At 43.4% G+C, this 22,264-nt stretch carries 20 protein-coding genes; 1 reads left to right on the forward strand and 19 read right to left on the reverse strand.

All coding sequences use genetic code 11. The features are described 5' to 3' along the window. Window positions 1-3 precede the first annotated feature (3 nt). The 19 genes from ACQCT5_RS14175 to ACQCT5_RS14265 form a co-directional block, all read right to left on the reverse strand. On the reverse strand, window positions 4-906 hold the full coding sequence (locus ACQCT5_RS14175; protein ID WP_499642661.1) for a diacylglycerol/lipid kinase family protein: 903 nt from the start codon (window positions 904-906) through the stop codon (window positions 4-6). Between the two features lie 157 nt (window positions 907-1,063). Beyond that, window positions 1,064-2,482, reverse strand: a complete 1,419-nt coding sequence (locus ACQCT5_RS14180; protein WP_499642662.1) for a replication initiation and membrane attachment family protein — start codon at window positions 2,480-2,482, stop codon at window positions 1,064-1,066. Window positions 2,483-2,573: 91 nt separating this feature from the next. Beyond that, window positions 2,574-3,035, reverse strand: coding sequence for a transcriptional regulator NrdR (gene nrdR, locus ACQCT5_RS14185; RefSeq protein WP_204416270.1), 462 nt, complete (start codon window positions 3,033-3,035; stop codon window positions 2,574-2,576). A 32-nt stretch (window positions 3,036-3,067) separates the two neighbouring features. Then, entirely contained in the window at window positions 3,068-3,472 is a 405-nt protein-coding gene (locus ACQCT5_RS14190) for a cytosolic protein (RefSeq protein WP_499642663.1), read from the reverse strand. A 127-nt stretch (window positions 3,473-3,599) separates the two neighbouring features. Beyond that, window positions 3,600-3,974, reverse strand: coding sequence for an adenosylmethionine decarboxylase (speD, locus tag ACQCT5_RS14195; RefSeq protein WP_078379448.1), 375 nt, complete (start codon window positions 3,972-3,974; stop codon window positions 3,600-3,602). 310 nt (window positions 3,975-4,284) lie between these two features. Beyond that, on the reverse strand, window positions 4,285-5,316 hold the full coding sequence (locus tag ACQCT5_RS14200; RefSeq protein ID WP_499642664.1) for a glyceraldehyde-3-phosphate dehydrogenase: 1,032 nt from the start codon (window positions 5,314-5,316) through the stop codon (window positions 4,285-4,287). Window positions 5,317-5,427: 111 nt separating this feature from the next. After that, window positions 5,428-6,024 (reverse strand): dephospho-CoA kinase, encoded by a 597-nt coding sequence (gene coaE, locus ACQCT5_RS14205; RefSeq protein WP_499642665.1) that lies wholly within the window; start codon window positions 6,022-6,024, stop codon window positions 5,428-5,430. 53 nt (window positions 6,025-6,077) lie between these two features. After that, window positions 6,078-6,716 (reverse strand): sporulation membrane protein YtaF, encoded by a 639-nt coding sequence (ytaF, locus tag ACQCT5_RS14210; protein ID WP_499642666.1) that lies wholly within the window; start codon window positions 6,714-6,716, stop codon window positions 6,078-6,080. A gap of 356 nt (window positions 6,717-7,072) precedes the next feature. Further along, window positions 7,073-7,906: a DNA-formamidopyrimidine glycosylase gene (mutM, locus tag ACQCT5_RS14215; RefSeq protein WP_499642667.1), complete on the reverse strand. Its 834-nt coding sequence runs from the start codon at window positions 7,904-7,906 to the stop codon at window positions 7,073-7,075. Between the two features lie 21 nt (window positions 7,907-7,927). Beyond that, a complete protein-coding gene (polA, locus tag ACQCT5_RS14220) occupies window positions 7,928-10,558 on the reverse strand; it encodes a DNA polymerase I (protein WP_499642668.1) in 2,631 nt (876 codons plus the stop codon). 131 nt (window positions 10,559-10,689) lie between these two features. Continuing rightward, window positions 10,690-11,622, reverse strand: a complete 933-nt coding sequence (hflC, locus tag ACQCT5_RS14225; RefSeq protein ID WP_499642669.1) for a protease modulator HflC — start codon at window positions 11,620-11,622, stop codon at window positions 10,690-10,692. After that, window positions 11,615-12,598, reverse strand: coding sequence for an FtsH protease activity modulator HflK (gene hflK / locus ACQCT5_RS14230; protein ID WP_499642824.1), 984 nt, complete (start codon window positions 12,596-12,598; stop codon window positions 11,615-11,617). Before hflK ends, hflC begins: the two co-directional genes overlap by 8 nt. A 702-nt stretch (window positions 12,599-13,300) precedes the next feature. Then, the gene (gene pnpS / locus ACQCT5_RS14235) at window positions 13,301-15,070 is read right to left on the reverse strand and encodes a two-component system histidine kinase PnpS (protein WP_499642670.1); all 1,770 of its coding nucleotides are present in this window, start codon (window positions 15,068-15,070) and stop codon (window positions 13,301-13,303) included. After that, window positions 15,063-15,788, reverse strand: coding sequence for a response regulator transcription factor (locus tag ACQCT5_RS14240; protein ID WP_499642671.1), 726 nt, complete (start codon window positions 15,786-15,788; stop codon window positions 15,063-15,065). The genes pnpS and ACQCT5_RS14240 overlap by 8 nt, the downstream gene beginning before the upstream one ends. Window positions 15,789-16,093: 305 nt before the next feature. Then, window positions 16,094-16,570: a MaoC/PaaZ C-terminal domain-containing protein gene (locus ACQCT5_RS14245; RefSeq protein WP_499642672.1), complete on the reverse strand. Its 477-nt coding sequence runs from the start codon at window positions 16,568-16,570 to the stop codon at window positions 16,094-16,096. Window positions 16,571-16,648: 78 nt separating this feature from the next. Continuing rightward, complete coding sequence (gene mdh / locus ACQCT5_RS14250) at window positions 16,649-17,587, reverse strand: malate dehydrogenase (RefSeq protein WP_499642673.1); 939 nt, start codon at window positions 17,585-17,587, stop codon at window positions 16,649-16,651. 60 nt (window positions 17,588-17,647) lie between these two features. After that, window positions 17,648-18,916 (reverse strand): NADP-dependent isocitrate dehydrogenase, encoded by a 1,269-nt coding sequence (gene icd / locus ACQCT5_RS14255; protein WP_204416292.1) that lies wholly within the window; start codon window positions 18,914-18,916, stop codon window positions 17,648-17,650. Window positions 18,917-18,992: 76 nt separating this feature from the next. Continuing rightward, window positions 18,993-20,108 carry a citrate synthase gene (citZ, locus tag ACQCT5_RS14260; RefSeq protein WP_417899352.1) on the reverse strand — a complete coding sequence of 372 codons (1,116 nt, stop codon included), beginning with the start codon at window positions 20,106-20,108 and terminating at the stop codon, window positions 18,993-18,995. Window positions 20,109-20,473: 365 nt separating this feature from the next. Continuing rightward, window positions 20,474-20,935: a DUF441 domain-containing protein gene (locus ACQCT5_RS14265; RefSeq protein ID WP_204416296.1), complete on the reverse strand. Its 462-nt coding sequence runs from the start codon at window positions 20,933-20,935 to the stop codon at window positions 20,474-20,476. 178 nt (window positions 20,936-21,113) lie between these two features. On the opposite strand from ACQCT5_RS14265, the gene ytvI reads away from it, so the two are divergent. After that, complete coding sequence (gene ytvI / locus ACQCT5_RS14270; RefSeq protein WP_499642674.1) at window positions 21,114-22,235, forward strand: sporulation integral membrane protein YtvI; 1,122 nt, start codon at window positions 21,114-21,116, stop codon at window positions 22,233-22,235. Window positions 22,236-22,264 lie beyond the last annotated feature (29 nt).

Here is a 22,264-nt window from a genome sequence, read left to right on the forward strand (position 1 = left end):
TCTCTATACTATGGCAGCAAAGTCTCCCACCAGGACTTTCAGATGGTTGGGTAGAATCTTTATTTTGGATGGGGTGCTGAAATTGCATTCCCCGTCACAATCTATTTCCTGTTTAGGGGTTGTCTCAATTTTCAGCTCCCGTGCCTGGAAGTAAATCAGGTCTTCGTTCGCTTCTGCAGGAAATTGCTGCTGGATTTTGGATTGCATCCACGTCCATAAGTGGGTGAGGGAGGTTTGTTTGACTATCAGGACATCAAGCAACCCGTCCTGGACATGGCTTTCCGGAAAGAAGGACTGGAACCCCCCCACATAGGAGCCATTTCCGATCAGAAGCATCATCGCTTCTCCCTCGTAACTTGTCGTGTCACTCTTTATTTTCAGCTGAAATGGTTCACTATCGAGAACCGTTTGGCCGGCAGTGATATAATACGAAAGCTTTCCAAGTAGCTGTTTATTTTGGGTATCCATATTATCCGAAACCTTTGATATCAGGCCGATTCCCCAAAAGTTAAGAAAATATTGTTTTTCACATTTTCCTACATCGACGAGTTCCATTCTCTTTTCAACAATCTGTTCCGCAGCAAGGATCGGATCCTGGTTCATTCCGATTGTCCTGGAAAAATCATTGCAGGTGCCACCCGGTATAATGGCAAATGCAGGACGATCCTTCTGCTTGCAAATGGCGTTGATCAGCTCATAGATGGTTCCGTCCCCGCCTGCGCCAATGATAAGGTCGACCTTGCCTTCCAGGTCCGAAACTATCTTTGCTCCATCCCCAGCTTCCTTTGTTACACAAATCTCCACGTCATTAAAGCCTTTCTGCAGCGTTTCTTTAATCACATCAATTGACTTCGCGAGTTTTCGCTTCCCAGCGTTCGGGTTTAAAATAAGTGCCACTTTTTTCACAAATCGTACCTCCTTCCGACATGAAATTATCGTACATTTATTTTACCATACCCAATAATTGCATGAATAACGTGAGAAGGAGGACTCTTCCTAGAAAAAATACAGACAAAAAGCCGCGCAACACTCTGACAAACCGAGTGCACGCGGCTAGGTGGTTCTAGTTATCAAGCTTCAACTTCCTGTTTTTCAATTTTGCAAGGCGTTCTGCGAGCTTCTGTTTGTCCTGTTCTTGTACTTCCTGGAAGCTTTCAGCGTTCTCCTCTGCAGGGTCCGGCTCGCTTACAAAGCGGTTCCGGACCTGCTTCTCTTTCGAAGCGGGGGCAGATTTCTTCGTCGTTTTCGTATCGGCCCAGTTTTGATACTGGCGATGCTCCTCTTTTGCAAGCTCCATCGCAGCGCTCACTGTTTTGACCTGCTTGCGGGCCCAGTGGCTTGCTATTTTCTCTACATATTTGCGGTTCAGTTTCATGTCCGTTTTCAGTAGAACGTAGTACAGCAATACGTTTGTAACCCCAGGGGTGAGCTGTTGCTTGAACATGACGTCCTCGACAATGCGCAAATCCGATAAGGACGGCTCCGCTCCTCCTGAGAGGTCTGTGAGCATCGCTTTAGGCGATACATTTTCAAGTTGCTGTATCAGCTGCTCCTCCTTGGATGAAGGGTTTTTATCGGTAAACTGTTTAAGATTGGCCGGCTGGGTTTTCTCAACCAAAGAGGGAAGGGTATTGTGATACTCCAATTGGTACCAGTCACGTGCCGCTTTTCTTAATTTCTCCAGATTAATCATATCGTCTTCATCAATGACATTCATCATCAGATCCTTCATCGTTATCGGATCGATCTGATAGATAAAGGCGAGCTTCTGGATGGCTTGTTTCACTTTTGCTGTGATCGCTTTCTTTGGAATTACCACATCAGAAAGACCGGCATAAAACAACTCGAAATCAAATTCACTTTTTCCGACTTCCGGCTCCCGGCCAGCTTTACGTCCTATCCACTCTTTATCCTCTGATAGCTGCAGCTCTTCCATCGTTTCCTCATTTGCGGCATAGGCGATATTTTCTGCTTGGACAGATTGAAAGACGTCACTGAATTGACGGGTGATCTGGGTGTAATCCGCCTCCGGAATCGCCTCATCTGAAAAATACTTCTTTACGCTCAAGTATTTTGTCTTACCGAGTCGATTGTAGAGGTAGATGGTCAGCATAGGCTCGGAAAAGAAGGCATCAGGAGAAAGGGGAGGCTGAAGCTCATAGATGAACGTCCGTGAATGCTCGTCCTCCTTCACCCAGGTTTTCAAAAGCCCGATACCTTCCAGCTTGATCCGTTCCTGATGGATGTCCTTTAAATTGCATTGCATCGTTGTCATGATGCCGTGATGGGTCGTCACTTCCCCCCATAGCCGATCCTGGTCCAGCTCACTCCAAAGTGTCATGAACAGGCTGAAACCCCTATAGCCGAGAAGAGGCTGATAGAGCATGGTCAATATTTTCCGATCAAATGATTGAAGTACCCCGCTTGCACGGACCATATAGCGGTCAACAGGTACCAGTTCTTTCCAATGACGTTCAGACATAACACATTCAAACCTTTCTCTAGCTATAAGTGATCAATGATAAAACAGAGAGGCTGATATTTCTCCTCTCTGTTCTGCTGATTTTGCGATATTATTTCCGCTCTTTTTCTATTATCTCTTTTAATTCATCAAGGAAAACATTGATATCCTTAAATTGACGGTATACCGAGGCAAATCTCACATAGGCGACCTCGTCAATTTTGGAAAGTCGCTCCATCACCATCTCACCGACAATATCGCTCTTTACTTCGGATATGCCGATATTGCGAAGTTCCTTTTCCACTTCGATGACAATGTCTTCTAGCACTTTGAGCGCTACCGGTCTTTTTTCGCAAGCCTTTATCAGGCCACGCAGCACCTTTTCCCTACTGAATTCTTCCCTGATCCCTTCTTTTTTCACCACGATCAAAGGCATCTCTTCCACCTTTTCAAATGTGGTAAAGCGATAGGAGCAGGACTCACACTCTCTTCGTCTACGAATAGAGCGCCCTTCCTCCACTGGTCTGGAATCCAATACCTTGGTGCCATTATGTTGACAAGCTGGACATTTCATAAGGGTTTCAGCTCCATTTCCTTATCGTATTTTTATCTTTCCGAATTTAAACCCGAACCTGTATAGTTGAGAGATTTATTAAGTTCCTGGTACATATGCAGGACCAATTTGCGACTGAAGCCGAAATCTGTCGGCAGAATGGCAGAATCCGTTGTAACGGAAAAGTCGATTGCCGTTTCAAATGGCCTCACCGAAATCACCGTCACGACCATAAAGGCCTTTTTTCCTTTGTTCACCTGTACCGCTATTTCTCCATGTTCCTCTGAAACGGATTTGACTGTAAACCCGTCCATCTTTTGGAACATCTCCTGGATGGCTTTCATGGCATTTTTGTTGGATACCTTGTAATAATGGCTTCGCAATGCTGCATCGCTATGATTTTCCCTTGTCTCCGTATGAGTGGATAAAAAATTTTTTAATTTCTGCATAGCTCCCACGATAATTTGACAACCCCTTAGTTTTACTACGTTCTATATAAAAGAAATGATATGTAGGAAAAAAGATATAATAAAAAGAGGTGCATATTATACACCTCTTACCATTTTAATCGATTTAGATATAATTTTAAAGTGCTTTCGCTTTGTTTACTTGAACAGGACCCATTCCACGTGGAAGTTCGATAGTTTCACGAGTCTGTGCATTTAAAGCTTCAGCAATGTAATCTGCAGAAATGTTAGGATCCAACTCACCGCATGTATAAACGTCAATGCTTGCATATCCGTGTTCTGGGAAGCTGTGAATAGTTAAATGTGATTCAGAGATGATGACAACTCCGCTGACTCCTTGTGGTGCAAACTTATGGAATGCAACCTCACGAACCTCAGCTCCGGATTTCAACGCAGCATCAACAAAAGTTTTTTCAATGTAATCCATATCATTCAACTTATCAAAATCGCAACCCCATAATTCTGAAATAACGTGACGACCTACTGTTTCCATCTCACGTTCCCCCTTTAACATTTTTTAGAATACATGAATTCCTCAAAGGTGAAGATTGATTATTGTATTACTACCACGGGGGAAAGTTAGTCCAGAGAGGTCCTAACCCTTTAAGTAGCCACATAACCGTTTCAAGAAGTTCACGAAAAATAGTATACTGTTTTTATATTAGTTTTGCAACATGCATTTCATATTTTTTTGTTATCAGAAAAAGAAAGAATTCATCCTCCCTTTTCTTCCAACGCAAAAAAGCGGCTAACATGGTATGTTAACCGCTTTCACATTTTATCAGTACACACTACAGGAAATACTATCCAGCCATTACTTCTTTCGCTTCTACCATTTTCTCTGCTACATAATGAACCAGGTCCACTACTCGGCAAGAGTAGCCCCACTCGTTGTCATACCAAGCCAATACTTTCACCTTAGTTTCCCCCATCACCATGGTGGATAGGCCATCGATCACTGCCGAGTGTGGATTTGTGTTGAAATCGACTGACACAAGAGGCTCCATGGTTATACCCAAGATGCCGTCCATTGACCCGACTGCAGCTGTTTGGAATGCATTGTTTATATCATCCACCGTTACAGGCTGCTTTAGATCCACAACCAAGTCTACCAGCGAGACATTCGGTGTAGGTACTCGTAATGCCATACCATGCAGCTTGCCCTTCAAATGCGGCAATACAAGGGACAATGCTTTCGCTGCACCAGTCGATGTCGGGATGATGGACTGACCGCACGCTCTCGCACGTCTCAGGTCCTTATGCGGATTATCGATGTTTTTCTGATCATTCGTATATGCATGGACCGTCGTCATCAATCCATTTTCGATTCCGAACTGCTCATCTAGGACTTTCACAACCGGCGCCAAGCAGTTCGTTGTACAAGATGCATTCGAAATGACATAATGCTGATCCAAATTCAAGGCTTCTTCATTTACACCCATTACGATGGTTACATCCTCATCTTTACCAGGGGCAGTAAGAATCACTCGTTTGGCACCTGCATTCAGATGAAGCGCCGCTTTATCGCGTGCATTGAATTTTCCTGTCGCTTCAATTACGATATCAATATTCATTTCCTTCCAAGGCAATTCTTCCGGATTACGGTTATTGACCAATTGAATGCGCTTACCATTTACAATAAGAGCGTTGTCCTCTGCGTAGACATCAGCATCGAAACGCCCATGATTTGTGTCATACTTAATTAAATGAGCTAACGTTTCGGCTGGATAGCTCGCATTGATTGCAACAATATTCAAACCTTCCTCTTGGATGGCACGTCTAAATACCATTCTTCCAATACGTCCAAAACCATTAATTGCAACCCTTTCCTTCATGCAAATTCCCCATTTCTGTATATATGTTATACTTATGTTATGATTACCTGCAATTAGTATAACATATTTAATTTGAATATGTCATGAAAAAATAAAAAAAAGGGCATATCCCTATTTTTGGATAGCCCATTTCTTCAATATAGTATGTAGCTGTTCTTTTGTTTCTTCTATTGAACCGTTGTTTTGTATAACTTCATCTGCTAGATTCACTTTTTCCCGGAGCGGCATTTGTGAGGAGATTCTAGCCATGGCATCCTCTCTAGATAGGTTATTTCTTTTCATGAGCCTCTCGAGCTGCACTACTTCATCCACGTAGACAAGCAAGGTCTTTTCCACAAGATGAGTGAGCTTGCTTTCAAACAGCAGTGGAATATCCATGACAACCGTTTGATGCCCTTTATTTACATACTCCTTCGTCTCTTCCTTCATTCGGTTACGTATACTCGGATGCATGATGGAATTTAAGCGCTCTCTTTTTTCTTTATTTTCAAAAATGAGTTTCCCAAGCTTTACCCTGTCCAGAGATCTGTCCTCCTGTAAAATGCCTTCTCCAAACTCTGAAACCAACTTTTCATAGGTTTCCTCACCAACTTCCACCACTTCGCGGGCTACTACATCTGCATCAACAATCGGCAATCCATATTCCTTCAGCATTGCAGCTACCGTACTTTTGCCACTGGCTATTCCGCCGGTCAATCCAATAATCATGGGCCAGTCCAGCTCCTCTCTAATGGAAGAGGCTACTGTGGGAACAGATAGCCTCAAATCTTGATAATCCCGATAATAATAAGTAAAACACCTGGCAAAAAAGAAAATTTGTTCATCCAAGATACTCCGGAAAAGATTCTTCCAAGCTTTATGCCAGTGATAACAAATAGGGAACTCATCATCGCAACAGAAACAGCCATCATCCAAGGGGAATATCCCAATAACGCTGCGCCTATCCCGGCTCCGAATGCGTCAAGCGATAATGCAATCCCCAGAAAGAATGCCTCCAGTCCAGTGATGGACCCTGATTTGTCAAAATCTGCTTCTGTCGGCTTCCTTAAAATATTGATGACGACTCCCAAAGACTTGATTTCTAGATTGAATAAGATTTTCTCTCCAATCGGTGTTGGATCCTCAGATGTATTCGACTTGAAAAACTGATACAGCACCCAGACTCCAAGAAGAATGAGAATCGCTCCTCCTATACTCTCTGCATAGACAGGAGAAAGGAACGTTGTAAGTATCGTGCCAACAAACATCGCCAGCAAAAGTGAAACAGCAGAGCAGCATGCAATGATACTGATCGATTTGAGCGGCATATGCATTTTTCTAAGGCCATATGTCAAACCGACACTGAAACTGTCCAGACTGACAGCAAATGCTAAAAGAACAAGTGAGATGTATGGAATCATAAAGAGCTCCTCCCTAACTATCACTGAGATAGTATATGGCAGGAGCCCATTCGATGTGTTTTATCGAATGACCCTTTCATAAAGATTGTTGTTTTAAGCATGGGGCTCTCCTGAAAATAGAGTGTACACATTAAACCCCCTGTTGGTTTCCGTTCCAGGGGTTCGCTTATCCAGGGCGGCCACGGGAGCCTCCTCGGTTCTATTGCGCCTGCGGGGTCTCCCTTGACACGCTGCTCCCGCAGGACAAGGAAGGCTGCGGCAGCGATACATCGCACGAAGAAAATGCTTGCATTTTCAAGGAATCTCACCCCTTGCACTACAACAAACAGGGGAGACAGAAAAAATTCAAAATAGAATTATCTTCCTTTCGGCTGGCAGATGGGACACGTGTGGGTTCCTCTTCCTGCCACCACGGATTTCTCAATTTCCGTTCCACATTTTTTGCAAGGTTCCCCTTTTCTCCCGTATACAAACAGTTCTAGCTGAAACATGCCGATCTGACCTTGAGAATTGATGTAGGATCGGATCGTACTTCCGCCCTTATCCACCGCTTCCTGAAGCGTGAGGACAATTTCCTTCTGCAATGTCTCAAGTTCCTGATCGGAGAGGCTGTTGGCAAATCGCTCCGGATGTATCCCTGCACGAAAAAGCGCTTCATCCACATAGATATTGCCAAGCCCCACTACAACGGTCTGGTCAAGCAGGACGGCTTTGATGTTCCTCTTCTTCTTGTAGAGGGTTTCCTTGAAGCCTGCGAGGCTGAAGCCCTCGTCAAATGGTTCCGGTCCAAGGCTTGCAAGCGACTTCGCCTTCAGCTCCTCCCCTTTTCTATAAAGGTGGAGCGTTCCGAACTTCCTCACGTCCTGGTAGCGGAGCTCTGTTCCGTCCTCAAAATTGAAGAACACATGGGTATGCTTATTGAAAGGTTCGTCCTTTTGGTAAAGTCCGTATTTACCTTCCATACGAAGATGGGAAACCATGCAATAGTCATCCAGATAGAAAAGAAGAAATTTCCCTCTGCGCCCAATCGTCTGAATGGTCTGCCCCACAAGCATATGCTCAAACAGGGCGACATCATCCGGCTCCTTCACCATTTTTGGCCATAGAACCCTTACCGCTTCAATCTTCTTTCCTTGCACAAGCTGCAGAAGTGTTTTCCTGACGGTTTCAACCTCTGGAAGCTCTGGCATAATAAAAACCCCTCCCTTACATCATTTTGCATCGTACCAGGTGGAGCCGTAAGAGTAGTCGACCTTCAATGGCACGGTCAGCTCCAGTGCTTGCTCCATCACTTCCGGCACGATTTTCTTCAATTTTTCTATTTCCTCTTTCGGAGCTTCAAAGACAAGTTCATCATGCACCTGCAGCAGCACTTTTGCCTGCATGTTTTCTTTCTCCAATCTCATCGACATTTCAATCATCGCCTTCTTGATGATGTCAGCTGCACTGCCCTGGATTGGGGTGTTCATCGCCGTTCTCTCGGCAAAGCTTCTAAGATTGAAGTTGCTGCTTGTAATCTCCGGCAAATAGCGTCGACGGTGAAGCAGTGTCGTTACATAGCCCTTATCCTTCGCTTCGAGTACCACGTCATCCATATACTGCTTGACTCCCGGGAAGCTCTCCAGATAGCGGTCAATGAACAGCTTTGCTTCTTTCCGTGTGATATCCAGACTTTGCGATAAACCATAGTCGCTGATTCCATAGACAATACCGAAGTTGACCGCCTTCGCCTGACGTCTCATGTTGGAAGTGACCTTATCCTCTGTAACATGAAACACATCCATGGCGGTTTTCGTATGAATATCTGCATCCTCCCTGAATGCTTCAATCAGCTTTTCATCATTGGCAATATGGGCAAGGACCCTTAACTCGATCTGGGAATAGTCCGCTGCAAAAATGACCCAATCCTTATGGGATGGAATGAATGCCTCCCTGATTCTTCTACCTTCCTCCAGTCGGACCGGAATGTTTTGAAGGTTTGGATCAATGGAGCTTAATCTGCCAGTTTGGGTTAGCGCCTGGTTGAAGCGTGTATGGATTTTATTGGTGTCTTCATGCACAACCTTCAACAAGCCTTCAATATAGGTTGATTTCAATTTCCCCAGTTGACGATAGAGAAGGATCTGGCGAATGACCTCATGCTTGTCAGCGAGCTTTTCTAGTACATCGGCTGAAGTGGAGTATCCTGTTTTCGTTTTCTTCACCGGCGGTAGTCCGAGCTTTTCAAAAAGAATGACACCAAGCTGCTTTGGCGAGTTGATGTTGAACTTTTCACCGGCAAGCTCAAAGATGTCCTCTTCAATCTTCTCTAGCTTTTCGGATAAATCTTGTCCCATATCCTCCAGACGGGTTTTATCAACCTTAATTCCGAGCGCTTCCATTTCAGCAAGTACAAGTGTCAATGGCATTTCGAGTTCCTCAAACAGCTCAAGTTGTTCGTTATCCTTCAATTCATGGATAAAAGACTCCTTCATCTCCTGCATCGCAAAGGTTTTGCGAACAAGATGCTGCGATACCGTCTCTTGATCCGGCACTGCCCGTTTGGCGCCCTTGCCATAGACCGCTTCATCCGTTTCAATCTGATGATACCCTTTCTTCCGTGCAATCTCCGCAAGATCCGTTGACGTATCGGACGGGTTAACGATGTAGGAAGCGATAATAAAATCAAAGTCTATCCCATTCAGCTCGATTCCCTGCCATTTTAGTGCCACGATTGCCCGTTTGGCGTCAAAGACGGTCTTCTTTTTTGTGGAATCTGCTGCGAAGTCTTTAAACTCATCTGACTTCAGTGCCACTTCAGTAGGAATGAAGAAGTTGCCCTTTTCATTCACAAGCGCAAATCCTTGAATGTCTGCCCGGTGATAGTTTTCTTCCAGGACCTCTACCATGAAAAAGTTTTCTTTTGCAAAATGATCGGCAGTCAGCTCATCCACTACATCAAACGTAATGTCAGTTAAGTCCTCGGTAACTGTTTCCCCTTCGTCCCCCATCTTTTCCAATAAGGAGTTGAAGCTCAGTTCTTTGAATATCGAGATGACTTTCTTCTTATCAAAACCTTCATAGATAAGTTCATCTACCTGCATTTCAACAGGCGCTTCCGTCATGATGGTCGCAAGCTCCTTGCTCATGATTGCCTGTTCCTTGTTCTCCTCGAGTTTTTCCTTCAGCTTTTTACCGCTGACCTGATCGATGGATTCCAGGAGCGTTTCAATGGTGCCAAATTCCTTCAACAGTTTGATTGCCGTCTTTTCCCCGACTCCCGGAACCCCAGGGATGTTATCGGAGGAATCACCCATCAAGCCCTTCATATCAATAATTTGATCCACATTCAAGCCATACTTCTCTTCAATGAAGGCAGGTGTATAGGAGTCAACATCCGTGATCCCCTTTTTCGTGATATCCACCGTTATCTTATCGGTTGCTAACTGAGTCAAATCTTTGTCACCAGAAATGATCTTCACGGTAAAATCATCGTTGGCTGCCTGGCGGGCAAGGGTCCCGATAATATCATCCGCCTCGTATTCCGGCAGTTCATAGCGTTTAATATTATAGGCATCCAATAATTCTCTTAAAAAGGAGAACTGTTCGGAAAGCTCAGGTGGGGTCTTTTGTCTCCCCCCTTTATATTCTCCGAACGTTTTATGACGGAAGGTTGTTTTTCCTGCATCAAAAGCCACAAGCATATGTGTCGGTTTTTCTTCCTCCAAGATCCTCATCAGCATCATTGTGAATCCGTAAATCGCATTTGTATGTATACCCTTTTCATTACTTAAGAGGGGCAGCGCGAAAAAGGCGCGATATGCAATGCTGTTCCCATCAATCAGGACTAATTTGTTTGCCATGTGAATTCCTCCTTCTTCCTTTTATGGTCTATGTAAATACTTCTTTCAAACATATAAATAGCCACAATCTCCCTCTCTATTTTATCATGGATAAGAACAGAAAGAAAAATTGCGGCATTATTGATTTTATCTTACTCCATATAGCCCATTAAGAGTCGTGCATATGGGGAACTGGACGGCAGCACGATTACCGTTTCACCGTTGATGGTTTTCTTATAGGACTCGAGTGTACGGTATAACTCGTAGAACTCGGGATCCTTCGAGAAGGTGTCATTGTATATTTTCGCGGCTTCCCCTTCTCCTGTTCCACGGATGACATCTGCGTCCGCTTCGGCTTTTGCAAGAATTTCACGAACCTCTCTATCTGTGTTGGCGATAATGATGTTCTTATCAGCATCCCCTTTGGAGAGGTAGTCCTGTGCAGTGGACTCACGCTCGGAAATCATGCGGGTAAAGACGGATTGTTCATTTTCCGGAGGCAGATCCGTTTGTCTCATTCTTACATCTGTTACAACAATCCCGTATCCGTCCTTTGCAAGAAGCTCATTGACTCTTTCCGTTACACGGTCATTCAGGCTCCCCCTTGAGGACTTCTCATCATTGACGATCTCATCATAGTTTAATTGACCAAGCTCCGTCCGGACGACGGAAAATACAAACTCGGACATTTTAGTCTCTGCATTAATAATATTGGCAAGGCTGTCAATCATCATTCTGGGATCTTCCACACGCCAAACCACATAGTTATCAATCAACATCCGCTTCTTATCTTTTGTATTGATTTCCGCTCCAGCTTCATCATAGAGCATCTGGTATTTTGGAACGGTCGTTATTGTCTGGACGAATGGCACTTTGAAGTTAAGACCTGGTTCATCCACAATATTAACTACTTCCCCAAACTGCCTGACTACCTTGTACTCCCCTTCCTTTACCACAAACACATTAGCAAGACCTACACCCAGCAGGACGATAAGAAGAACGGCTATTATCCCGCCTCTGACCATCTTCCTCCACTCATAGGTAGGTTTACGACCCTCTAAATCTATGATGTTCTGATCACTCATTTGTCCCACTTCCTTCCTGCGTTGTTGGAGGCTTAGGAGTTGTGCCCGTCGTTTCCGTTCTCTCCATTGGACGTATCGGGAAGTACTTCATCGTATTGCCATCATCATTCATGATATAGATTTCTGCGTACGGAAGGACTTCTTCCATTGTCTCAAGAATCAATCGTTTTCTAGTCAGTTCAGGTGCATTCACATATTCTGCGTACAAGGAATTGAACCTGGCAACATCCCCACGTGCCTGCTCGACTCGGGCTGCCTTTTCCCCTTCTGCCCTGGAGATGATTGCCTTCATTTCTCCTTCCGCTTCATTCATTTTCTGATTGCGGTAGCGGTTTGCTTCATTGATTTTGGTATTCATTGTTTCCCTGGCATCTGTAACATTGGTAAATGCTTTACGAACCTCCGCATTCGGAAGCTCCACATCCTGCAGCTTAACCGCAGTTACCGATATACCAACGTCATACTTTTCCATAAGTGAGGTTAATAGATCAAATACCTCCACTTCGATCTGGCCTTTTCCAGATGTTAATGCTTCATCGATTTGCGAGCTTCCGATGATACTTCTTAAAGAAGCGGATGTTGCATTGTAAAGGACCGCTTGCGGATCGTCCGAATTATATAGATATTTACCCGGATTGGTTATCTTCCACATCACGACCATGTCGGCCAGGACGATATTTTCATCTCCGGTTATCATTTTTGTATCACTGGTGAATTCTACAACTTCCCCATCCTTTTCCTCATAGCCGAACTGTAAGCTGAATGTCTCTTTTGACAGCTTTTCCACAGTCTGGATCGGCCAAGGCATCTTGAAGTGCAGACCCGGTTCACTTATTCCCTCTTCCACTTTTCCGAAGGTTTGGATGACAGCCTGTTCGGATTGGTCCACTGTGTACCAGGAACTGAAGGCCACTATTCCAAGCATGACAGCCAGCACCACAAGAAAAACAGTTGTATATATGCGCTTTAAACTCATCACTGTTGTCTTCTCCCCTTTTTTTGTTCTCAGTGATTAATACGTTCAAGTAACAGGAAAGTTTCTTTTTTTACAGAGGTTTTTCATTTTCATAGGCTCTTTTTGTAAAGATTATTGTTTTAAGCATAAGTAGCTGGACTAAAGATGAAATGTGGACAATAAACACCCTGTTGGTCTCCGTTCCAGACGTTCGCTTTCCGCTGGGCGATGCATGGGCCTCCTCGGCATAGCCTGTGGGGTCTCAAGTCAACCGCTATCTCCCGCAGGAGTCTCACGCCTTGCACTCCAACCAACAGGGGTGACTCTTAGTATAATACTTGCCTTTTAAAGCTTGGAAAATTGGGCATTGTCTCATCTTTTCATTTCAGCGTAGCAAATAATATCAAAAAAACTGAGTTGATTGTAGCGGAGGACACTTGACTCCTGCGGGAGAGTAGAGGGCATGGGAGACCCCACAGGCGAAGCCCAGGAGGCTCCCATCCGTCCCCGGGGAATCTTGTGTCTCTCGCTGCAATCAACGGCTTCATTTAAAGATTGCACCTTTTCTAAATAGCAATAATGATTGCGAAAAAATCCTATAAATAAAAAAAGAAGGCGAGAACTGAAGAGTTCTCGCCTGCCAAAATTGGCTCCTTGGATGAAGGGGTTTTCAATAGTTATAGTAACAGAGCTTTGTTAAGCAGCAATGGAAAAAATGTAAAGCTATTGTAAATCTTTGTTTTCTTTGGACAATTTCACCTTAAATGCTGTCCCGCTGTTCACTTTACTCGCAACTGTAATACTGCCGTGGTGCGCTTCCACCAGGTGTTTGACGATTGCCAACCCTAACCCTGTACCACCGGAATTTCTGCTCCTCGCTTTATCCACACGATAGAAGCGCTCGAAAATTCGGGGTATCTCCTCTTCATCCATTCCAATTCCTGTATCTGAAACGGTTATTTCTACCTTGTCACCTGCATCCTGGACTGTTACACTCACTTTGCCGCCGGACGGGGTGTAGGCTAATGCATTATTGATAAGGTTAATGAAAATCTGTTTAACCCGAGGGTTATCCCCATAGATAAACAAGTCCCTTTTCGCTTTCGACAGCTCCAGATCAATTTCCTTCTCCTTGGCTTTTGCTCCAAGAATGATAAGGATATCTTCCAATAATTCATGGATATCCACATAATCCATATTGAGTTTGAAGCCTTGTCTTTCTATTTTGGAAAGATCTAACAAGTCTTCTATCAACGACTGAAGTCTCTCACTCTCCTTTAAAATGATGGAAAGGAAGTACTCCAGTGTCTCTTTGTCGTTCATGGCTCCATCCAGAAGCGTCTCCGAAAACCCCTTGATGGAAGTGATCGGTGTCTTCAATTCATGAGATACGTTAGCTACGAAGTCCTTTCTCATCTGCTCCAGCTTTTTAAGCTCTGTGATATCATGGAAAACAAGTACAATTCCCTTCCATTCATCATTAGTGCCGATGATTGGTGCCCCGTAAACTTCAAAATGCCTTCGTTCAATTTTAAGAGGAAGCACAAGCTGCTTTCTTACACGGACTTCCGTCATGAAAATTTCTTCCACCAGCTCTACTACTTCTTTATGCTCCAATGCTTCATAGTATAAGCGGTATAAATAGTCGGATTGCTCTACATGAAAGGTTTCCTTATAAGCACGATTGATCAGATTCACATAGCCTCTTCCATCTATCAAAATCAAGCCGCTTCCCATATTTTCGATTAATGTGCTAAGTCTATCCTGTTGCATTTCCTGCGCTTTTGTCATATCCTGCAGGTTTCTCGCAAGCACATTGATTGATTGACTCAGCATCCCTGTCTCGTCCACGTGTTCCTCGTAAGTTCTCGCTTTATAATTACCTTTAGCAAGCTCCATTGCCACTTTTGTCGCCGATTCAATCGGTCTCGTATACTGGGCTGTAATTCTGACCCCCAGTAAAAGAATGACAACAAGTGCAGCACCGAGACTTGCAATCAATAACCCCCAGATTTGTTGATTGACCCTGTGGAGGGATTCTACAGGCGTGCTTAAAACCACAAAACCAGCGCGTTCACCATCTCTCTTCAAGGAGGCACCATAATAGTACATTTCATCATTTCGTTCATAATAGACGCGCTGCTTATCTTTGTTTTTTTCTATGATCTGCTGTAGCACATCCTGATGGGAATCCTCTTCAGGTTGCACACTGCCATCCGTATCATACTGAAGGGTACCATCCAGATCTGTAATACTAATTCTCGCAGCTAACGTCTTTCCGATATCCTCGAGGTGTTTTTGAAGCGAAGGCGTGATGGTTTCTTCCTCTTCCACTAATAGCGTGACAAGGTTGGTTTCTTTCTCGAGACGCTGATTGAATGTATTAAGATAAAAGCTTTTAAAAAGCTGTCCCAATAAAAGCCCCAACCCAACAAGAACGACAATAATGAGCGTAATTAAAGCAAAAAGCAGACGGGAACGAAACCTACTCATCTAATTTCGGTTCCTCAAGCTTGTAACCTAACCCTCTTATTGTCTTTATATATGTAGGTTTTTTTGTATCTTTTTCGATTTTCTCCCGCAAGTGGCTGATATGCACATCCACAATCCTGGTGTCACCGGCAAAATCGTAGTTCCAAACTGCACTTAACAGTTGATCACGGGTCAATACCCTGCCTTTATTTTTTGCTAAATAGACAAGAAGCTCAAATTCCTTTGGAGTCAATTCAATACGTTCATTTTGGAAGTACGCTTCATAATGCTCCGGCAATATCTTTATATCCCCAATGATGATCTTTTCGGAAGGATCCTCACCTTTTACATTTTCCTCATGACCTGACAAGAGTTGTGTCCTTCTCAGGATAGCCTTTATACGCGCGACCACTTCTCTTGGGCTGAAAGGTTTTGTCATATAATCATCAGCACCTAGTTCGAGTCCCAACACTTTATCAAATTCATCATCTTTTGCGGTAAGCATCAAAATGGGAGTGTTTATTTTTCGTTGCCTAAGTTCCTTGCACACCTCGATACCATCCATTTTGGGAAGCATCAAGTCCAGAACAATCATATCAAATTGCTCATCTGCTGCTTTATTAAGACCTTTCTCCCCATCCATGGCAACTGACACATCAAATCCTGCCTGCTGTAAATTATATTGCAATAAAGTTACAATGGACTGTTCATCGTCAACGACCAATATCTTTTTACTCATCTTTTTCCTCCACCAATTGTTTTGGAAAGCCCCTATTCATCCATGAATATCTATCTATGTATTTACAATACCATCATACACCTTAAATTATTTCTTCACAATAAATAGAAAAAAGAGCCCAATATGAGCTCTTTTTTGGCACTGTTATACACCGCTGTTGATTTCCGCACTAGGCTGCGCTTTCCGCGGAGCGTTTGTGGAGCCTCCTCGGCTGCGCCTGTGGGGTCTCCACTAAACGCTTCCTCCCGCATGAGTCTTCGCCTATTGCTCCAATCAACAGCTAGTATTGGTTGAGAACAATTTTTCTAAAAGTTCTCCATCGCGCTGCTTTCCATAGGTTCCAATCGATGGGGAGGACAGACGGTTATTGTTCCCTTTGCTACCGTTTCTTCCTTTTCGTTTGTTCCATGGACCGTCATTTCAATGGTGTGCTTATCGTAATTCACGTCAACAATCTCAAATAGAAATTGAATCGTTGCATAATGGTAAACAGGCTTTGGAAAGGATAGCTGTTGTTCTACAACATGGCTTCCCGGCCCTGGCAAATACTTTGAAACTGCAGAAGTAATAATTCCAGTTAACATGATACTAGGAACAATCGGCTTCTTAAATGGTGTCTGAGACGCATAGTCATGCTGAATGTACAATGGATTGGCATCATTGGTCAGTCCCAGATACAGAAGCAGATCTTTGTCTTCAATCTTTTCGGTTAGAGCGAGCTTTTCACCCACTTGAATTTCTTCCAGTCTTCTTCCAAGTTTTCTCTTTTTACCAAGTAACATTGTGACACCTCCAGTTGTGAAAGCGATTACATTATCTTTTGAAAAATTCGGGGATATTCTCCCCGAATCCACTCACTATTATGATAATACGTTCATTACGCTTTTTACAGATTCTACTGATTTTGCAAGTGCAGAGCTTTCTTCGTCAGTCAGCTCAAGTTCGATGATCTTCTCGATTCCACCGGCACCAAGGATGGTAGGAACTCCAAGGTAGATACCTTCATGTCCATATTCTCCTTCAAGGTATGCGATAGAAGGAAGTACACGTCGCTGGTCTTTAAGGATGGCTTCCACCATTTCCACCATGGATGCAGCTGGGGCGTAGTATGCACTACCGTTACCTAAAAGGTTAACAATCTCTCCGCCGCCTTTTCTTGTTCTTTCCACGATAGCATCCAGACGATCTTGCGGAAGCAGTGTTTGAAGCGGGATGCCTCCAGCATAGGAATAGCGAACCAATGGCACCATGTCATCCCCATGTCCGCCTAAAACAAATCCTGTAATGTCTTTTACAGACAAGTTAAGCTCTTGGGAAACGAATGTACGGAAACGGGCTGTATCAAGCACACCCGATTGACCGATTACACGGTTTTTCGGGAAGCCAGACTCTTGGAATACTGTGTAAGTCATTGCATCAACAGGATTTGTCAACACGATGATAAAGCATTCTGGTGAATACTTCACGATTTCTCTCGTTACACTTTTCATGATGTTTTGGTTTGTTGTAACTAGGTCATCACGGCTCATTCCAGGCTTACGCGCAATACCTGCAGTAATGACAACGATATCGGAGTCTGCAGTGTCTGCGTAGTTGGATGTACCTGTGATATTTGCATCAAATCCTTGTACCGGACCAGCTTCCAGCATATCCAAAGCTTTACCTTTAGTAGGGTTCTCCATTTGTGGAATATCTACCAATACCACATCTGCAAGCTCTTTTTGTGCTAGTAAAAACGCTGTAGTGGCACCTGTGAAACCTCCACCGATTACGGAAACCTTTTTACGCCTCATTGTCATGAACTATTCCTCCCAGCCCAAAGTATTTAAGCTAAAGCTGGCACGAAGCCAGCTTCAATATTACATATTTTTAATTAGTTCTTCTCCGAATTCAGAGCATTTAACTTCTGTTGCGCCATCCATCAGACGTGCAAAGTCATATGTTACCACTTTGGAAGAAATGGATTTTTCCATTGCATCCATTACCAATTTCGCAGCTTCTGTCCAGCCAAGGTGCTCAAGCATCAATACACCTGAAAGGATAACAGAAGATGGGTTCACTTTGTCCAGTCCAGCATATTTAGGAGCCGTTCCATGAGTGGCTTCGAAAATCGCATGACCTGTTTCATAGTTGATGTTTGCACCTGGAGCAATACCGATTCCACCAACCTGTGCAGCCAACGCATCAGAGATATAGTCTCCGTTCAGGTTCATGGTAGCAACTACATCAAATTCTTTTGGACGAGTAAGGATTTGTTGCAAGAAGATATCTGCAATGGAATCCTTCACAAGAATCTTGCCTTCTGCTTCTGCAGCTTCCTGTGCTTTATTTGCAGCGTCTTTTCCTTCCGCTTCAGCAATACGGTCGTATTGAGCCCAAGTGAATACTTTATCGCCGAATTCTTTTTCAGCCAGTTCATAACCCCAGTTCTTGAAAGCACCCTCTGTATACTTCATGATGTTTCCTTTGTGTACCAAAGTTAAAGATTTACGGCCATGCTCAATTGCATAGTTGATTGCAGCACGAACCAGACGGGATGTACCTTCTTGGGAAACAGGCTTGATTCCGATACCGGAAGTTTCAGGGAAGCGGATTTTGTTTACTCCCATTTCATTTTGAAGGAAGTTGATAAGCTTTTCCACTTCTGCAGATCCTTTTGCATATTCGATGCCAGCGTAGATGTCTTCTGTATTTTCACGGAAGATAACCATATCCGTATCTTCAGGGCGTTTTACAGGGGAAGGCACCCCTTGGAAATAGCGAACTGGGCGAAGGCATGTGAAAAGATCCAATTCTTGACGCAATGCTACGTTTAGAGAACGGATTCCTCCACCAACAGGAGTTGTTAAAGGACCCTTGATCGCAATTATGTATTCACGGATTACATCCAAAGTTTCTGCAGGTAACCACTCACCAGTTTGGTTGAATGCTTTTTCTCCTGCCAACACTTCTTTCCATACGATTTCTTTTTCACCATTGTATGCTTTTTGCACAGCCGCTTCTAAAACCTTGGATGCCGCCGACCAGATATCAGGACCGATTCCGTCACCTTCGATAAATGGGATAACCGGATTGTTTGGTACATTAAGTACACCATTTGTTACTGTAATTTTAGTTCCTTGAGTCACGGTAAAATACCTCCTATGATAGTTGAAATTTAGGGAGGAAGTTATGAGGCCCCCCCCTTACCTTGATAGTAATAAATTATCTTTGCTCTAATGGTACATAATCTTGCTTTCCAGGTCCAGTATAATCCGCACGAGGACGAATTAGCCGGTTGTTGGAGTACTGCTCCAAGATATGAGCCAACCAGCCGGATACTCGGCTAACTGCAAAAATTGGTGTGAAAAGATCATGATCAATTCCTAAAGAGTGGTACATGGATGCAGAATAGAAGTCCACGTTTGGCGGAAGCGGTTTTTCGGAAGTTACCACTTCTTCCACTTTTACAGACATTTCATACCATTTCGGCTCCCCGGTCAATCCAGCAAGCTTTTCGGACATGGCACGAAGATGCTTGGCACGAGGATCGCCTTGACGATATACTCTGTGACCGAAGCCCATGATTTTTTCTTTGTTTGCCAATTTTTCACGAATATAGCTCTCTGCATTTTTCACTTCCCCGATTTCGGAAAGCATTTTCATAACTGCTTCGTTGGCTCCACCGTGAAGTGGTCCTTTTAAAGCACCGATTGCTGCAGTGACTCCTGAGTACACATCAGATAGAGTGGCTACACAAACACGCGCTGTAAAAGTGGAAGCATTCAACTCATGATCCGCATGAAGTACAAGCGCTTTATTGAATGCTTCTACCGCTATCTCGGATGGCTCTTCGCCAGTTAGCATGTATAGGAAGTTTGCCGCAAAACCTAAATCGGTTCTTGGAGCAATAGGATCCAATCCTTTACGAATTCTTGAGAACGCTGTCACAATTGTCGGCATTTTAGCTTGTAGGCGTACCGCTTTGTGATAGTTGGCGTCCTGATCCATATTGTCAGCTTCTTCGTCATATAAACCTAATAGTGAAACGGCTGTGCGTAATGCCGCCATTGGATGTACTTTCTCGATCGGGTATGTTTTGAAGTGGTTGATAACCTCTTGTGGAAGGGCAGCTTCTTCCGCCAGTTCCTTTTTAAGAGCGTCCAACTCCTCTTTTTTCGGCAATTTCTGGTGCCATAAAAGGTAGATTACCTCTTCAAAGCTGGCGTGGTCTGCTAAATCATCAATATTGTATCCAACATACGTCAGCGTATCATCAATGATAGAACTGATTGCTGATGTTGTTGCTACAACTCCCTCTAGACCTTTTGTGGTTGTCATTTAAAACCTCTCCTTTACGTATAGTTTCCCCATATCCTTATCTACTTCCGCCTATTGAACGCTTGCTCACCATAATGATTGTAGACATCCTTGTTAATAAATACACATTATTGGTGCATAGATTAACAAGCCTATATAATTCTATCAAAATAAGAAAATGCTTACATTTCCATTCATAAAAATAAGCGCATAACCATTTCAATCATGGGATGTGCGCGCACTTCCAGGCGAACAAAATAAGAGTAACCCATAGGAAGGATGTGTCCTTGTCCCTATTATAAACAATTATCTGAACTTTGTGAATGAAAAGAACAAAACTACTCGAAAAAATATTATTACGAAAAAACAATTTGTGAAAATTATCCTTATGTAAAGTACTCTACCACCTTCATGGCCAAATAGGCAATTCCTGCACCTATCAATGGTCCTACTGCAACCCCCTGGAATAGTGCCACTGCGAGAATGGTCCCAAAAACAAGAGCAGTTGTAATGTGGGGATCATTTGCAAGCAGCGTCAATCCACTTTTTGCAATCAATGCCACTGCTATCCCAGCTCCAAGGGCAATCCATGCATAGGAGGATTTAACGGCCTCCTGCAGCTGTTTGAATCCTATATCACCAGTAGCAATCGGTACAAGTACAGCTATCGTAATGATCGTTACTCCCCAATTGATGCCTTTTGATTGAAGATAGGGGAATATTTTATTATCCAAGCCAATAGCTTTAATAACCAGCAGTACACCGACTGCAAACATAAGCGAGGGATTTTTCGCAATAAATCCAATTACAAGTAGAATGACCAAAAACAATGTAGCTTGACTTAACATTCTATTCCATCCTTCCAAAAGGCCAGAGCCTATTTCCATCCTAACATAAAAAAAATCCAATGAAAAAGATTTGAAACCAGTCAATGTCTAATATTAGAAAACATTTATCTTTCCAAAGAAATTCAAAGGCTGTAAAATATGGATTAAGAGAGTGTTGGTAAATAAAGGAGTGTTGCGGTTGAATTGGAATTACGTTCATATTGTATTCAGAAGCTTGCTTGTTATCCTGATTGCCATTTTAGGATTGCTTTCCTTTTATTATCTTTTTTCCATTGCCTATCCATTCATCATCGCTTTAACTTTAGCTTTCCTTATTAACCCCCTTGTGAACATCATCGAAAAAAGAGGAAAGATCCCAAGAAGCTTCGCCGTATTCATTTCGTTGATGGCCGTCTTTGCCAGCGTCGCCGGTATTGTCACACTGTTGATTGTGGAGATTGTTTCCGGAACTGAATACTTGGCAAAGGTCGTACCTGGCCATTTTGAAACGTTGGTCGTATTTGTCGAGCAATTCATCGTAACCAAGGTTCTTCCTTTTTTCAATGAAATAACTACGATGTTTCACAGTCTCGAAGAAGGGCAGCAACAGTCCGTTCTTACAAACATAGAAAATATGGGTGCAAGCATTGCTACTAATGTCGGGGAATTCATCCAGTCATTCCTGCAAAACCTCCCTAAATTGATTACATGGATTCCAAGCTTTGCTACAGTGCTTATCTTTTCCCTCCTCGCCACATTTTTTATCAGCAAGGACTGGTACCGTCATCAACAACGATTAAAAAGAATCATTCCTGCTAAAGGACAAGAAAGCCTTACAAAGGTTTTTCTGAGCCTGCAAAAAGCATTCATTGGATTTCTCCGTGCTCAAGCGACACTAATTTCCATCACTACAGTCATTGTGCTGATAGGATTATTGATTCTGCGGGTTGAATACGCCATTACAGTAGCATTGATAATAGGATTGGTGGATCTTATTCCATACCTTGGAACCGGATTGATCTTTGTACCTTGGATTATTTTCCTGGCCATAAGCGGCAATCTTCCGCTTGCCATTGGACTTGGCGTTCTGTACCTTATTGTAATTGTGCAGCGACAACTGATGGAGCCGAAAATCCTTTCATCGAGTATTGGATTGGATCCTTTGGCTACTTTGGTATCTTTATTTATCGGATTTCAGCTTTTCGGGTTCCTGGGACTTCTTGTAGGTCCTGTCACAGTTGTGATTTTCAATACCTTGTACAAAGCGGGAGTATTCCATGAGATCTTTACTTTTATCATTGGCAGAAATCGAACCATATGAAAAAGAAAAAAGAGGCTGTCCCCAAAAAA

This window comes from Sutcliffiella halmapala (genome assembly GCF_050107295.1).
GTDB classification, from domain to species: domain Bacteria; phylum Bacillota; class Bacilli; order Bacillales; family Bacillaceae_I; genus Sutcliffiella_A; species Sutcliffiella_A halmapala_A.